The sequence below is a fragment of the Microbulbifer mixtoriginis (SeqCode) genome (assembly GCF_052466715.1).
The window spans coordinates 110735-123726 of the sequence record NZ_CP174288.1; the positions used below are offsets into that span (position 1 = coordinate 110735).

14 protein-coding genes are annotated in these 12992 nt (G+C 48.6%); 7 read left to right on the top strand and 7 right to left on the bottom strand.

What is annotated here, in order from left to right:
- Positions 1 to 13 precede the first annotated feature (13 nt).
- The 5 genes from ACJJH9_RS00765 to serA form a co-directional block, all read right to left on the bottom strand.
- On the bottom strand, positions 14 to 1165 hold the full coding sequence (locus ACJJH9_RS00765) for an MBL fold metallo-hydrolase (RefSeq protein ID WP_444923975.1): 1152 nt from the start codon (positions 1163 to 1165) through the stop codon (positions 14 to 16).
- Positions 1166 to 1308: 143 nt separating this feature from the next.
- Complete coding sequence (locus tag ACJJH9_RS00770) at positions 1309 to 2091, bottom strand: LytR/AlgR family response regulator transcription factor (RefSeq protein ID WP_444923976.1); 783 nt, start codon at positions 2089 to 2091, stop codon at positions 1309 to 1311.
- Positions 2088 to 3167: a sensor histidine kinase gene (locus ACJJH9_RS00775; RefSeq protein WP_444923977.1), complete on the bottom strand. Its 1080-nt coding sequence runs from the start codon at positions 3165 to 3167 to the stop codon at positions 2088 to 2090. Before ACJJH9_RS00775 ends, ACJJH9_RS00770 begins: the two co-directional genes overlap by 4 nt.
- 62 nt (positions 3168 to 3229) lie before the next feature.
- The gene (gene rarD / locus ACJJH9_RS00780; protein ID WP_444883034.1) at positions 3230 to 4138 is read right to left on the bottom strand and encodes an EamA family transporter RarD; all 909 of its coding nucleotides are present in this window, start codon (positions 4136 to 4138) and stop codon (positions 3230 to 3232) included.
- A 204-nt stretch (positions 4139 to 4342) separates the two neighbouring features.
- Positions 4343 to 5590, bottom strand: coding sequence for a phosphoglycerate dehydrogenase (gene serA, locus ACJJH9_RS00785; protein WP_444923978.1), 1248 nt, complete (start codon positions 5588 to 5590; stop codon positions 4343 to 4345).
- Positions 5591 to 5740: 150 nt separating this feature from the next.
- Between serA and ACJJH9_RS00790 the strand changes: the two genes are divergently transcribed.
- The 6 genes from ACJJH9_RS00790 (at position 5741) to ACJJH9_RS00815 (ending at position 10550) form a co-directional block, all read left to right on the top strand.
- Positions 5741 to 6403 carry a fumarylacetoacetate hydrolase family protein gene (locus ACJJH9_RS00790; protein ID WP_444923979.1) on the top strand — a complete coding sequence of 221 codons (663 nt, stop codon included), beginning with the start codon at positions 5741 to 5743 and terminating at the stop codon, positions 6401 to 6403.
- Positions 6404 to 6543: 140 nt separating this feature from the next.
- Entirely contained in the window at positions 6544 to 8052 is a 1509-nt protein-coding gene (locus ACJJH9_RS00795) for an aldehyde dehydrogenase (protein ID WP_444903336.1), read from the top strand.
- A 239-nt stretch (positions 8053 to 8291) separates the two neighbouring features.
- Entirely contained in the window at positions 8292 to 8690 is a 399-nt protein-coding gene (locus tag ACJJH9_RS00800; RefSeq protein WP_252083642.1) for a biotin/lipoyl attachment domain-containing protein, read from the top strand.
- A gap of 69 nt (positions 8691 to 8759) precedes the next feature.
- Positions 8760 to 9074, top strand: coding sequence for a putative signal transducing protein (locus ACJJH9_RS00805; protein ID WP_252083641.1), 315 nt, complete (start codon positions 8760 to 8762; stop codon positions 9072 to 9074).
- A gap of 164 nt (positions 9075 to 9238) precedes the next feature.
- Positions 9239 to 9625 (top strand): SpoIIAA family protein, encoded by a 387-nt coding sequence (locus ACJJH9_RS00810; protein WP_444899614.1) that lies wholly within the window; start codon positions 9239 to 9241, stop codon positions 9623 to 9625.
- 163 nt (positions 9626 to 9788) lie between these two features.
- Positions 9789 to 10550 (top strand): TerC family protein, encoded by a 762-nt coding sequence (locus ACJJH9_RS00815; RefSeq protein ID WP_444889182.1) that lies wholly within the window; start codon positions 9789 to 9791, stop codon positions 10548 to 10550.
- Positions 10551 to 10628: 78 nt separating this feature from the next.
- Here ACJJH9_RS00815 and ACJJH9_RS00820 read toward each other — a convergent pair whose 3' ends face one another.
- Both ACJJH9_RS00820 and ACJJH9_RS00825 read right to left on the bottom strand, forming a co-directional pair.
- Entirely contained in the window at positions 10629 to 11084 is a 456-nt protein-coding gene (locus ACJJH9_RS00820; protein WP_444883029.1) for a phosphate-starvation-inducible PsiE family protein, read from the bottom strand.
- 76 nt (positions 11085 to 11160) lie between these two features.
- Positions 11161 to 11757 (bottom strand): esterase/lipase family protein, encoded by a 597-nt coding sequence (locus ACJJH9_RS00825; RefSeq protein WP_252083637.1) that lies wholly within the window; start codon positions 11755 to 11757, stop codon positions 11161 to 11163.
- Positions 11758 to 12024: 267 nt separating this feature from the next.
- On the opposite strand from ACJJH9_RS00825, the gene ACJJH9_RS00830 reads away from it, so the two are divergent.
- Positions 12025 to 12972, top strand: a complete 948-nt coding sequence (locus ACJJH9_RS00830; RefSeq protein ID WP_444899615.1) for a DUF5996 family protein — start codon at positions 12025 to 12027, stop codon at positions 12970 to 12972.
- Positions 12973 to 12992 lie beyond the last annotated feature (20 nt).

Consider the following 12992-nt stretch of genomic DNA (forward strand, 5'->3'; position numbering starts at 1 on the left):
TATGATTTTCTGGTTAGAGTTTAGAGCCGCTATTTTCTGTTGATTGCTTATGTTGTATGTCTTGCTTATTTGTGGGTTTTTTACTTGCTTTATTGTTCTTGCTGTCTGATGGATACTCCACCCTACATTGTCCGCGTCCACTATCTGCAAGTGTTACTTTATCTAAGTCATCCATTACTCTAATAGGGCCCGAGTAATAGTTGCTCATGCCAGCAACAAATCCCTTTTTATCGGCTTCCGTTACCGGGGGGGGAATAAGATGAGTCAGGGCAACAGATTTTACTCCCGCTTTAGTTGCCATTTTGGCAATATCCAGCGTGTTGGAGTGATAATGAATGATTTGATCCGCTTTTTCATAGCGAAGTTGTGCCCTGCGATTGTTCCCAGTCTGCTTGAGTTTACTAATATATTGGGCGTAGCTGAGGGCTTCAGAAATTAATAAATCCGCGTCACGTTCAATATTTTCCAGGCCATCGAATACATGGGTATCTCCAGTGATAATGACTTTACAGGGGCCGAAACGTATCTCATAGCCAAATGCTGGAAATACGGGCTCATGATGCACGGCAAAGACAGATACCGTAGTGTTTCCATGGTGCCAGACTTCCTGGATAACTTCCGATTGATCTCCGGCAATGTTTATTAGGTGTGGAGTGGCCACAGCTAAAATGGGGTTGAGTATCCCTTGTCTGTTTGCTGATCTAAAGAGAATATCGGGCCCAAAACTCTTTCTGATCCCCTCCATAATGTTGAAAATACCGTAGGGACCATAAACGTTGATCGGTTTGCTGGCGCCTACAAACCAGGATTCATTAATCACCATTGCCAGACCACCAAAATGATCAGAGTGCCAGTGAGTAATAAATATAGGGTCCACTTGAGCCAAGTTAAGATCCAGCTGGCCGATACGCGCTGTCGTACCTTCACCCGCATCAACTAGGAATAATTTTCCACTACTGCGTATTGCTACACAGGCAGGATGGCGCAGCCATTGATAGGCCGGGTCCGGGGTTCCGGTGCCACAGAAGTAAATATGCATCTTGCCATCGTCTTCCACATAGGGAGGATAGTGACGAAGGGATTCAGGTTGTTTGGCTGTCGAATGAGAAGACAGAATTGAGAAGAGTAGAATGGCCAGGAAAAGTTTGGCGAAAACTTTCAGCATTTTTTTGCCAATCGTTGATCTTGGAGATAAACCAAGAGTAAGCCCGGATCTATAAAACTTCCATTTTGTTCATCCCTAGACTTCAGATCTTATCTTTTTAAGTTCTTTTCATTGCCGAGTTAAAAAACCAGTCTTTGCTTTGGTTACATTTGCTTAAATAAGTGCATATAGCGTCTACTGACAGGCAAAACTTCCTGGCAATATTTTAAATGTATTTGAGCTGTATCTCCGTCTCGGATGACATGTTGAATGGCTTTAAAGTTAACGACTACTGAGCGATGTACTTGTACGAAATGTTGTGGGTCCAGCTGGGCAGAAAGGTCTTTTAGAGGTGTTTTAATCAGTGCTTCAGATGTCTTCCCATGTGATTCACTCCAGGCTATTAGCGTATATTTTTCATCGGAACGTAAATAGTGGATATCCTCTACCGCGATTAAACGCAGGGTGTTTCCAATAGAGGCTTTAATCCAGCGCAAATAAGTGCTTGGTTGCGTCTTTTGAAACTGCTCGGTAATTTGTTCCAACGACTGAAGGCTGTTTTTTACTGAGCTTGTCATTTGCAGGCGTTCTTGCAGACGAGACACGGTGTTGGCTAGTCGGTCGTTTTCCACAGGCTTAACGAGATAATCCAGGGCTTCTTGCTGGAAGGCCTTCACGGCATATTGATCGTAGGCGGTAATAAAGACCAAATGGGCGCGGCGGCCAATTTCCTGTGCTGCCTCAACGCCGGAAATGCCCGGCATTTGGATATCGAGAAAGCAAATATCCGGCTGGTGGAGTTCAAATAACTCTATGGCTTCTCGGCCATTGCGCGCCTCCGCCACAACTTCCAATTCGGGCCATTGGGCGGCAAGTTTGCGAATAAGGGCTTGACGCAGTAGGGGCTCATCATCGGCGACCAGGGCGGTAGCAGTGCACAGTGTCATAGGTGTTGTTTCCTGGCGATAGGGTAGTGGATTTCTGCGAGCATTCCCCGAGGTTGTAGGGCCGATAATTCCAGCGAAGCCGTTTCCCCAAAAGTAAGGCGTAAACGTTCTCGCAATGTTGAAAGTCCTGTTCCTATTTCGCTGGTTTTACCTTGCATGCCCACCCCGGTATCTTGAACTTTTACTCTGCACATACCTTTATGTAGGAGTACACGTATTTTAATTTCACCGCCGCTTTCGCTGGGATCTATGCCGTGGCGAACGGCATTTTCAACAAGGGTCAATAAGGCCAAAGATGGGCAGGGGAGTGAGTGAACCTCTTCATCGGCATTGATAGAAAAATGCAGGCGATCGGGCATGCGCATTTTCATCAGGGACAGGTAAGCTTTGACCAGGGACAGTTCTTGGCCAAGAGTGCTTTGGCTTGAATCCAACTGTGGAATGGTTGCACGCAGATAGGTGATCAGGCTGTCCAGTAGTGCTGGTGCCTGTGGAGAGGCGGAATCCACCAGCTCGCGCACATTGGCGAGCGTATTAAAAAGGAAGTGTGGCGTTACCTGGGACTGTAACAATCGCAAGCGACTATCCAGTGCCTGCCGCTCCAGTGCGCCCCGCGTACGTTCAAATTGTCTGGCCTGCTCGCGTACTATTTCATCTCGCTGGCGCAATAGGGCGGACATGGCGATCCAGGGGGCAAACAATACACCGGTTACCATAATGGCAAGAAAGCCCAGGTGCTGGTCGTGGTTTTGCCAAAATGAGGGTCCACCTTCTTCTGCTGTGCCCATGTAGACGGTCAGTAAGGCCAAGGGTATGGATAGAGCTACCCCAACAACTTGAAGGGCCCAGCGCGGTAATGATTGCGGTAACTTTTGGGGCCAATGTTCCAGCAGTCTGTAAGACAGCAGCGCGGCCAGTGCGGAACTGCTGGTGCGCACCAGCAGTTCTGGATAAGTACCTTTCCAGTAAAGTCCTAGGAGCAGGGTCCAAGCCAGTATGGCGATTAGCACCGTAAGTAACTGCTGCCGGCCGGGAAGCGGCAACTTATCGATTGAAAGTCGAGGGGGTTGGTGCATGGCGGTACTTAATCCTTATCCGTAGCCGCCATTTTCACACACTGGGCTGGCGAAGCTTATCCTTAAAGTGAGGCCTTGCCCTGCAAATGGAGTTTGCGTCTTTGTGCCAGGGCATCCATTGAGTAGAGCGCTAGACCCATCCATACAAACATAAAGGTAGTGAGTTTGCCCTCGCTAAATGGCTCACCAAGCATTTGGGTGGCGACCACCAGCATTAGTGAGGGCCCGATGTACTGCAGGAATCCCACCGTGGATAAGTTCAGCCTGCGCGCAGCAATTGTGAATAACAGCAGTGGCACTAGGGTGACGGGGCCGGCCAATACCAACAGACTGTTTAGTTCCCAGCCGTTGTTCAATAAGTTACTGGTGGGGCTGGCGCTCCAAAGCAGGTAGATCAAGGCTACCGGCAACATATACAGAGTCTCTATGGCCAGCCCGGTAAGGCTTTCCACCGGCGCACGTTTGCGCGCAAGCCCATAGAGGGCGAAAGACCCAGCCAGGAATAGGGCGATGACCGGCACACGGCCGAACTGCCAGAGTTCGTGGACAATACCCATGGCGGCAAGCGCCACCGCCAACCATTGTAGGCGCCGCAATTTTTCTCCTAGGAATAAAACCCCCAGGACAATATTGATTAATGGGTTGATGTAGTAGCCGAGACTACTTTCCAGCAGATGGCCATTGTTAATAGCCCAAATAAATACCAGCCAGTTACCGCCAATCAGTGCGGTAGTAAGGGCCAACACCCGCATTTTCTTGTGGTCGCGCAGAGTGCGGATAAGATCGGGCAATTTGCCCAGCAGTAACATAATCAGCAGCGCCAGCGCGAAGGACCAGATACTGCGGTGGGCGAGGATCTCAGCTGCGGGAATGCCTTGTAGCTGATTAAAGTAAATTGGGGCCAGCCCCCAAATAAGGAAGGCGGCAACGCCGGCGAGAAAGCCGGTAGTGGCGGTATCGTTGTTGCGCAAGGGAACACCTGCTATGGAAAATGCGATGTTGGCTTGGGCCCGGTCACGCGAGAGGGTGCGTGTGGGACTGAACCAACAGAATAGGAGCTGCTATTGTAGAAGTGAGCGCCATGGTGGATCAATCCTTTTATCGATCAGCTGAGGGCGAAGAAAGACGGGTGGCAGAGGAGTCGCACACCCGTCCATAGAGGGCTTTCTAGGGAGCTAGAACAACACGCGGCAGCGCAGGGTGCCGGGGATATTCTTCAGTTTTTCCAGCGCCAGGTCCGAGTAAGCCGCATCCACATCAATCACCACATAACCCACTGTCTCGTTAGTCTGCAGGTACTGGGCAGAGATGTTGATGGCATTATCTGAGAACACCTGGTTAATGGCACTCAATACACCGGGGACATTTTTGTGGATATGCAGCAGGCGATGGGTACCGGCGTGTCCTGGCAGTGCCACCTCGGGGAAATTCACAGAGCTGGTGGTGGTACCGTTATCGGAGTAGTGCGCCAGTTTTTCCGCCACCTCGGTGCCAATATTTTCCTGGGCCTCCATGGTGGAACCGCCCACGTGGGGAGTCAGCAGGGCGTTGTCGATGCCACGCAGTGGGGAGAGAAATTCATCGTCATTGCCGCGAGGCTCTACCGGGAATACATCGATAGCGGCACCGGCCAGGTGCTTACTATTGAGGGCTTCTGCCAGGGCTTCAATATTCACCACGGTGCCACGGGAGGCGTTTAGCAGTATGGCGCCGGGCTTCATTTGTGCGATTTCTTCGGCACCCATCATCATTTTGGTCGAGGGCAGCTCGGGTACATGCAGGGAAACGACATCGGACTCGCGCAGTAACTCCTGCAAGGAGCCTACCTGGCTGGCGTTGCCCAACGGCAGCTTGGTGATGACATCATAAAATTTCACCCGCATACCGATGGCCTCAGCCATGACTGATACCTGCGAGCCAATAGCACCGTAACCGATAAGCCCCAGGGTTTTACCGCGGGCTTCGAAGGAGCCCACTGCGGATTTGAGCCAGCCACCGCGATGGCACACAGCATTTTTCTCTGGGATACCGCGCAGCATGAAGATGGTCTCGGCGATAATCAGCTCCGCCACGCTGCGGGTATTGGAATAAGGCGCGTTAAATACGGCAACACCGAGCTCAGTGGCCGCTTTCAGGTCCACTTGGTTGGTTCCGATACAGAAACAGCCAACGGCAACCAGTTTTGGGGCATTTTCTAGCACCTTGCGGGTCAGCTGGGTGCGGGAGCGAATACCGATAAAATGGGCATCCGCGATCTTCTCGATCAACTGATCTTCGGGCAGGGAAGTTTTTAGAAACTCTACGTTGGTGTAGCCACGGGAGGCCAACAGATCAATAGCCGACTGGTGTACACCTTCCAGCAGCAGGATGCGAATCTTGTCTTTTTGCAGGGACTTTCTTTGATCGGAATTGTGCGGAGCCATAAACTATCTCTTCACTGAGTGCGGGTAACGCGATGTAAAAAGTGCTTTGCCACTTCTAAGAGGTGCCGAAGTCAGGCGAAGGCGCGATCATAGCACATGCTGGTTATATCGCTTTATTCGAAATTCCTATCCTAACTATCTTATTTATTTATGTACCAACACCAATTTACCTGTGGCAGTGAAGTTCCTTACAAGCTAGGCAAGATTATCTGTGTGGGGCGCAACTATGCCGACCACGCCGCCGAGTTGAATAATCCGGTACCTGAGGAGCCGTTGCTGTTTATCAAACCGGCTACTGCGGCAGTAGAAATGGCCAAACCTATTCACCTGCCCACGGGACGTGGCAGCTGTCACTTCGAGGGTGAGTTGGCACTGCTGATCGGTAAGAAATTGACCGACGCCAATGCGACAGAAATTCCCCCGGCAATTGCTGGGCTGGGTCTCTCGCTGGATCTCACTTTGCGTGATTTGCAGTCACAATTGAAGCAAGCCGGGCACCCCTGGGAAAAGGCCAAGGGCTTTGATAATTCCTGCCCCCTTTCTTCTTTCGTCAAATTGGACTGGTTGCCGGATTGGGACAAGCTCAGCTATTCGCTGTGGCTAAACGGGGAGCAACGCCAGTGTGGTAAAACTGAGCATATGCTCACCCCGATACTCGATTTGGTGGCCTATATCAGCAGTTACTTTACTCTTGAACCCGGCGATGTGGTGCTGACTGGCACCCCAGCGGGCGTCGGTGAGCTGCATCACGGCGACAAGCTGATGATGCAGTTACAGGATGATTGGTTACAGGTGGAGACTGAGGTCGTGTAATTCTACTTAGGGGCCCTCCTCTTGGGGCCCCTTAATGTAATTGCCAAGCCACAATAAGCCGGATGCCGGCAACCCCTTTGATTTGTGATCACATTTTCGATATAACCTGAAAAAACTAACAGTCTCAGACGAGGTGTGCCATGAAAGAAGAAAATAATATCCCGCAAAACCTGCAGGAGTGGCAGGCTCTGGCGGCCTCACTCAAGATTGAAGGCCGAGCCTTTATCAATGGCGAGTATGTAGATGCTCTATCTGGGGAAACTCGTGCCACCTATAACCCCGCCAATGGTGAAGAGTTGGCGCAGATCGCCAGCTGCGGTCCACAGGATGCCGATCTGGCAGTCAATGTGGCACGCGAGACTTTTGAGTCCGGTGTTTGGTCGAAAATGCCGCCGATGCAGCGCAAAAAAATCCTGGTGCGATTTGCCGAACTGATTGAAGAACACTTAGTGGAAATTGCCCTGTTGGAGAGCCTGGATGCGGGTAAGCCCATTGGCGATACCATGGCCGTGGATGTTCCCGGGGCAGCCACCACTATTCGTTGGAGTGGTGAGGCCATCGACAAGATCTACGATGAAGTTGCTCCTACAGGCCCCGGTGAGCTTGGTCTGGTAACCCGCATGCCGCTGGGGGTGGTGGCGGCAATCGTGCCCTGGAATTTCCCATTGTCCACCACCGCTTGGAAGTTGGGGCCGGCGTTGGCCACTGGCAATAGTGTGATTCTGAAGCCGGCCTCCAATACCCCGCTGACAGCGATTAAATTGGCTGGTTTGGCCAAGAAAGCAGGTCTGCCCGATGGCGTACTGAATGTATTACCGGGACCAGGTAGTAGCTTGGGTAAGGCGCTGGGCCTGCATATGGATATCGACTGCCTCACCTTCACCGGTTCCACCGAAGTGGGCAAGACCCTCACCGAGTATTCCGGTCAGTCAAACTTGAAGCGTACTTTCCTGGAGTTGGGTGGAAAGAGCCCGAATATTGTCTTTGCTGATGCCGACTTGGATAAGGCCGCCGATGCAGCAGCATTGGCCATTTTCTATAACCAGGGGGAAACTTGTACTGCGGGTTCACGCCTGCTGGTAGAAAAGAGCATCGCCGATGAGTTTATTCAAAAGGTAAGCAAGGCTGCTGAGCGCTTTAAGCCCGGCCACCCACAAGATCCCAATACCGCAATGGGTGCGCTGATCGATCGCAGTCAGTTCGATACGGTTGAATTCTATGTGGCCAAGGGCCTGGAGCAGGGCGCGCAGCTGGTATGTGGTGGTCAGCCGGTGGATGAGGTGACTGGCGGTTACTATTATGAGCCGACCGTATTTCGCAATGTGACTGGCGAAATGACCATCGCCCGCGAAGAGATTTTCGGCCCGGTACTGTCGGTGATCGAATTTGAAACAGAGGAGGAGGCGCTCGCCATAGCCAATGATTCCATCTACGGGCTGGCGGCAGGTATCTGGACCAACAACTTGGGCCGCGCCCATCGGATGGCCCGCGATATCTATGCGGGCTCTGTGTGGGTCAATAACTACTTTGGCGGAGATATCACTGTCCCATTTGGTGGCTTTAAACAGTCGGGTAACGGCCGGGATAAGTCCCTGCACGCCTTGGATAAGTACTGTGAATTAAAATCCACCTGGATAGATCTCAGCTAGATTCACTCTTCCTGCATCTTAGTAGCATAAATTTACAAAAGGGCCACGAATAGTGGCCCTTTCTTTGCCTCGCTAGTTTATTTATCACCCCTTTTATTTTCCTGTCACCTAGCTATTCAATCTGGCGTGAATTATTTAGTCAGCTATACCTAAGTTATCGCCTTTTAAAAATGCCTTCGGCGACATGGCCCATAAACTGGGCTGGAGTCCGTGGAAAAACCAGCTTGAGGAGAATTGGCTTGAGAAAAATCTGCCTGTTTGTCGTTATCCTGGCTGTCAGCGGAATAACACCTCTACGGGCAGCGGAGGCCCCCAGGTTTGGAGAGATTGCGGGGCTAGTCAGTGTGGAGCGAATATATGCCCAGGCAATGCGCACCACACAGGTCCACAGTTTGATTGGCAATTGGATGGAAGTATTTGTCCGGCATGGCGATGCGGTGGAAAAGGGGCAACTTTTGGCGGTTTACAAAAGTACTAGGGGGAGGGCTGTGTTGGAATATATTGCCAGTCGTTCCGGGCGGGTACTTATTAATAGCCGGGCAGCACTGAATACCGTAGAAAGTGTTCTGGAAATCATCACGGTACCCCATGAAGAATATTGTCGACATGTAGATTGCACAGCTGCAACAGAGGAATAGAGCTTATCTATCGGGTTCATCTACTGGTTGTGAGTATTCTGGGGGTTCTGGAACAGGGCCTCTTACCTCATGAAACTCATTTATACCCATGAAAACCGCCTCCTGGTGGAGCTGGTTAAAAGTCGCCTGGAAGTTGCCGGTATAGCGGTCAAACTGAAAAATGAATTTGCCCAGGGTGCATCTGGAGAGCTGGCCCCGAACCAAGCTTGGGCGGAACTTTGGTTGGAGCGAGACCGAGATTATGAGCGGGCCTGTCAGCTATTACAGGATGCCGAAGCTGAACAGAGAGGCTGGACCTGCCCCAGCTGTGGTGAAGAGAACGGGGCGGCCTTTGACTATTGTTGGCAATGCGGAAAATCACGGCCGGTAGCCTGTGAAGAATAGCTATTTTCATGTGTCCAAATTGTATTCCTTCAAGCAGAAGTAATGTTCTTAGCCTGATAAAAATAAAGCATTAATTTTTGGCGCAACGACTTCTAAGTGTTTATTTAGAGTGTGTATTGAAAGCTAACTTATCCTGTGTAGAAAACGTCAGTTAAGGGTGACCTATGAGCGATCAACCTCACGGTGTTTCTATCGGTTTGGAGCAACAAGGCAATCACTTCTTTTTGACTCTGCGAGCTCGCGGAAAACTGACGCATGAGGATTACCAGACCATGGTACCCATGCTCAACTCGGCTATTGCCGGTGTAGAAAACCCCAAGATTGATTGTCTAATGGATGCCAAGGAGTTACAGGGTTGGGAGCCGCGCGCTGCTTGGGACGATTTAAAGTTAGGGTTATCTCATGGCCGTGAGTTTAATCGGATTGCGGTAATCTCTGAGAAGCGCTGGATGAAAATAGCTAGTAAAGTGGGGAGCTGGTTTATCAGCGGTGAGTATAAGGTATTTGATTCTGAAGATAAGGCCATGATCTGGTTGCGTCAAGGCGAATAGAGTAGCTTAATATGGCCTACTCCCTGACACTCTCTTCTGAACACTGAGTTAGTAGAGAAGTCAGGTGACTACAAAAGATAAAGTTTGGTGCTGACTGTGCCATATTGGCCTCCCCTAGTTACGGGAAGAGCATTTCAGAATAATTAATGGATAAGGAATTTTTATGTTCGAGTGGATAGCCAGCCCGGAAGCCTGGGTTGCTCTGGCTACATTGGCAGCGCTGGAAATAGTTCTCGGTATCGATAATATTATTTTTATTTCTATTCTCGTTGGACGCCTTCCGCCCCATCAGCGCGAACCGGCTCGTTTTATTGGCCTGACCCTCGCTATGGTAATGCGCCTAGCATTATTGTTTTCCATCGTCTGGATTATGGGGCTGGTAGAGCCACTGTTTAGTATTTTTTCAATGGAGATATCCGGCCGAGATATTATTTTAGTGGGAGGCGGCTTGTTCCTGATCGCTAAAGCCACACATGAAATACACAATAGCTTGGAGGGTGCTGAGACTGATTCGGCCTCACTGGGGACCGCCGGTTTTGGCATGGTGCTCCTGCAAATTGCCATTCTCGACATCGTATTTTCACTCGATTCTGTGATTACTGCCGTAGGTCTGGTAGATGAAATCTCCATTATGGCTGTCGCCATTGTCCTAGCAGTAATGGTTATGCTGGTAGCCGCTAAACCAATAGGTGACTTCGTCGATCGCCATCCAACGGTTAAAATTCTCGCGCTGGCATTTTTGATTATGGTTGGACTTACCCTGGTGGTAGAGGGCTTTGATGTGCATGTACCCAAGGGGTATATCTATTTTGCCATGGCATTCTCGATGGCAGTGGAGATGCTTAATTTGCGCCTACGTAGTAAGAAAGAGCGCAAAACAAAGCCGGTGCGGTTACATCATGCATTACGTGAGAATGATAACTAGTATATAGAGCTAGTCTTAATTGGGCGAATGGTGAATCAGCACTTCGCCCAATTTAAAGTTGCTAATATAGTGTAAAACTTAGTAATTACTTCTTTTGTTTTTCAGTATTAGGTAGGTTAATCCTAGTGCTAGAGTCGCAGCTGCCAGCCCGATTAATTCTCCCGCACTGACTTTATCCAGATCCAGAATTATAAACTTACGCGCAAGCGCCAGTATAGCAATTAAGACTACAACGGTAGTTTGAATAATACTCTGCTGCTTGGTTACCACATATTGCAGGGTGTGGCTGAACTCCAGTGCAATCAGTAAGGTAATAATCTCACCGAAAATAGTCTGGAATACTTTGTGATCAAGAGGATCTTTCATGCCGATCAATAGCATGGAGTATACAGAATAGGCAAGACGACTAATGGCGATAATAACAATTACAATAATGATAAAGGTGAGAAGTAGTGCAATAAAGCTTTCGAATTTACGGTAATAATTCTGGATGGCACTTTCTGGCTTGGCGGTCTCTTTATCTGAATTACTCATAGTTAATTGCCTGTGAAAGTAGGCTAGGCATATTAAGCATTTAGAATTTCTTAATGAGGCTATTCATAAAATATATTTACTCCATACCTGTTATGACTTCATTTTTCATCAATGAAATAACTTTAGTACTCATTGGCATTAATCTGTGTAAGATAACCGGAACCTCATAAGATACACCAATTCCCAGCTGGGCACTGCTGTGTGGCATTATGGTGATGTCGTATTTAGTCCAAATTGAGACAGGTTGGGTTTGTTCCAAGAGGTGTATTGACTTGTTTAAAGATTTTAAGAAGTCACTACCCACGCGTAGCTGTTTCCCTCCTTTATATGGCAGAAAATTTGCCCAATAGCTACCATGGTGTGGAGAGGCAATAGAGATAAATTTATGCACCTTATCAATACCGCTCATGGCTTGTAGGTAATAGCGCGCGACAATTCCCCCCATGCTAAATCCTATCAACGTACAAGTCTCCTCTCCCTTAAGTATATTCTCCATCTTTGCCATTAATTGAGCGGATAAATGCTCCATACCGTGCCAACCTGAGTTGTAACGCAAGTGAATGTAATGTGTGTTATAGCCTGCTTCAGAAAGTATACGTTGCATTTTTAACAGAGAGGTACCCCGGTCAAAAATCCCGGGGACTAATAGAACAGTATGGCTTTTGCGGCTCATGCGTGACAGGTATTCAGTTGTTTAGAGTTGGTATGTTTGGGGTAACGCGATTAACTTATTAGTTTCTCGACTGAAGAGTGTAGTTTGCAAGTCAAAGGCGTGGGAATTTGCTTGGTGACACTAATAATGTATTTATAAGTTATGTTGGCATGTAGAGAATCATTTGGTGTCGATAATGTTACTGTTGTGGATTTTTCCGAATGCTGCTTATTTTTTGCTGAGGCAGTAGTCTTTTATTTTATTTGTTGTGAGTGATCGGAGTGAAATATGAAGATGCCTTCAAATCGTTCTAAGAATTCAGATTGGCCTGAGCTTCACTTTCAAGATTGGTCAGACACTGTGGCCACATTACATCTGTGGACACAGATCATTGGTAAGATTCGCTTGGTTCAGACACCTTGGACAAATCACTCCTGGCATGTGCCTTTTTATATATCAGCAAGGGGATTGAATACCTCTCTGATCCCCTATGATGGAAGAGCTTTTTCTATTGAATTTGATCTTCTTGAGCATCAACTTTCAATATTGGTCAGTGATGGTGGCAGGCGTATCATACCGTTAACGCCAATGTGCGTTGCCGATTTCTATATGGCGGTTATAAATGTAATGAGGGATCTTGGTCTTTCAGTTGAAATCTATACCACACCTAGTGAGATTGCCAATGGTATCCCCTTTGAAGAGGATAGGAATCATTGTCATTATGACTCAAGGTTTGCAACCCGTTTTTGGCAGGCGCTAGTGCAAATAGATAGAGTTTTTAAAGAGTTTCGTTCCCGTTTTATAGGGAAATGCAGTCCTGTGCATTTTTTCTGGGGAAGTTTTGATTTAGCGGTTACACGTTTCTCTGGCAGAGAGGCACCTCTGCATCCTGGAGGCGTTCCAAATTTCCCTGACTGGGCTGCTCAAGAGGCATACTCTCATGAAGTCAGTAGTGCTGGGTTTTGGCCCGGCGGAGGAGGTTATAAAGATGCTGCATTTTATTCTTATACGTATCCTGCATCTGATAAATTTTCGGGTCAAGAGGTTAGTCCGGATTCTGCGTTTTATTCAAAGGAGCTGTCTGAATTTATCCTTCCTTATGATGAGGTGAGGAAGTCTACTGCACCAGATGAAACATTATTGGCTTTTCTGCAGAGTACCTATGAAGCTGCAGCGAGCACTGGAGGGTGGGACAGGAGTGCTCTAGAGAAAGAATTTATTCCAAAAGCTAGATAGAAATATTGATAGCAAAATCA

Bases quoted from the DNA above. Each gene is read 5' to 3' on its own strand.
- ACJJH9_RS00765 (WP_444923975.1), bottom strand. From the start codon at position 1,165: ATGCTGAAAGTTTTCGCCAAACTTTTCCTGGCCATTCTACTCTTCTCA.
- ACJJH9_RS00770 (WP_444923976.1), bottom strand. From the start codon at position 2,091: ATGACACTGTGCACTGCTACCGCCCTGGTCGCCGATGATGAGCCCCTA.
- ACJJH9_RS00775 (WP_444923977.1), bottom strand. From the start codon at position 3,167: ATGCACCAACCCCCTCGACTTTCAATCGATAAGTTGCCGCTTCCCGGC.
- serA (WP_444923978.1), bottom strand. From the start codon at position 5,590: ATGGCTCCGCACAATTCCGATCAAAGAAAGTCCCTGCAAAAAGACAAG.
- ACJJH9_RS00790 (WP_444923979.1), top strand. From the start codon at position 5,741: ATGTACCAACACCAATTTACCTGTGGCAGTGAAGTTCCTTACAAGCTA.
- ACJJH9_RS00795 (WP_444903336.1), top strand. From the start codon at position 6,544: ATGAAAGAAGAAAATAATATCCCGCAAAACCTGCAGGAGTGGCAGGCT.
- ACJJH9_RS00805 (WP_252083641.1), top strand. From the start codon at position 8,760: ATGAAACTCATTTATACCCATGAAAACCGCCTCCTGGTGGAGCTGGTT.
- ACJJH9_RS00810 (WP_444899614.1), top strand. From the start codon at position 9,239: ATGAGCGATCAACCTCACGGTGTTTCTATCGGTTTGGAGCAACAAGGC.
- ACJJH9_RS00815 (WP_444889182.1), top strand. From the start codon at position 9,789: ATGTTCGAGTGGATAGCCAGCCCGGAAGCCTGGGTTGCTCTGGCTACA.
- ACJJH9_RS00820 (WP_444883029.1), bottom strand. From the start codon at position 11,084: ATGAGTAATTCAGATAAAGAGACCGCCAAGCCAGAAAGTGCCATCCAG.
- ACJJH9_RS00825 (WP_252083637.1), bottom strand. From the start codon at position 11,757: ATGAGCCGCAAAAGCCATACTGTTCTATTAGTCCCCGGGATTTTTGAC.
- ACJJH9_RS00830 (WP_444899615.1), top strand. From the start codon at position 12,025: ATGAAGATGCCTTCAAATCGTTCTAAGAATTCAGATTGGCCTGAGCTT.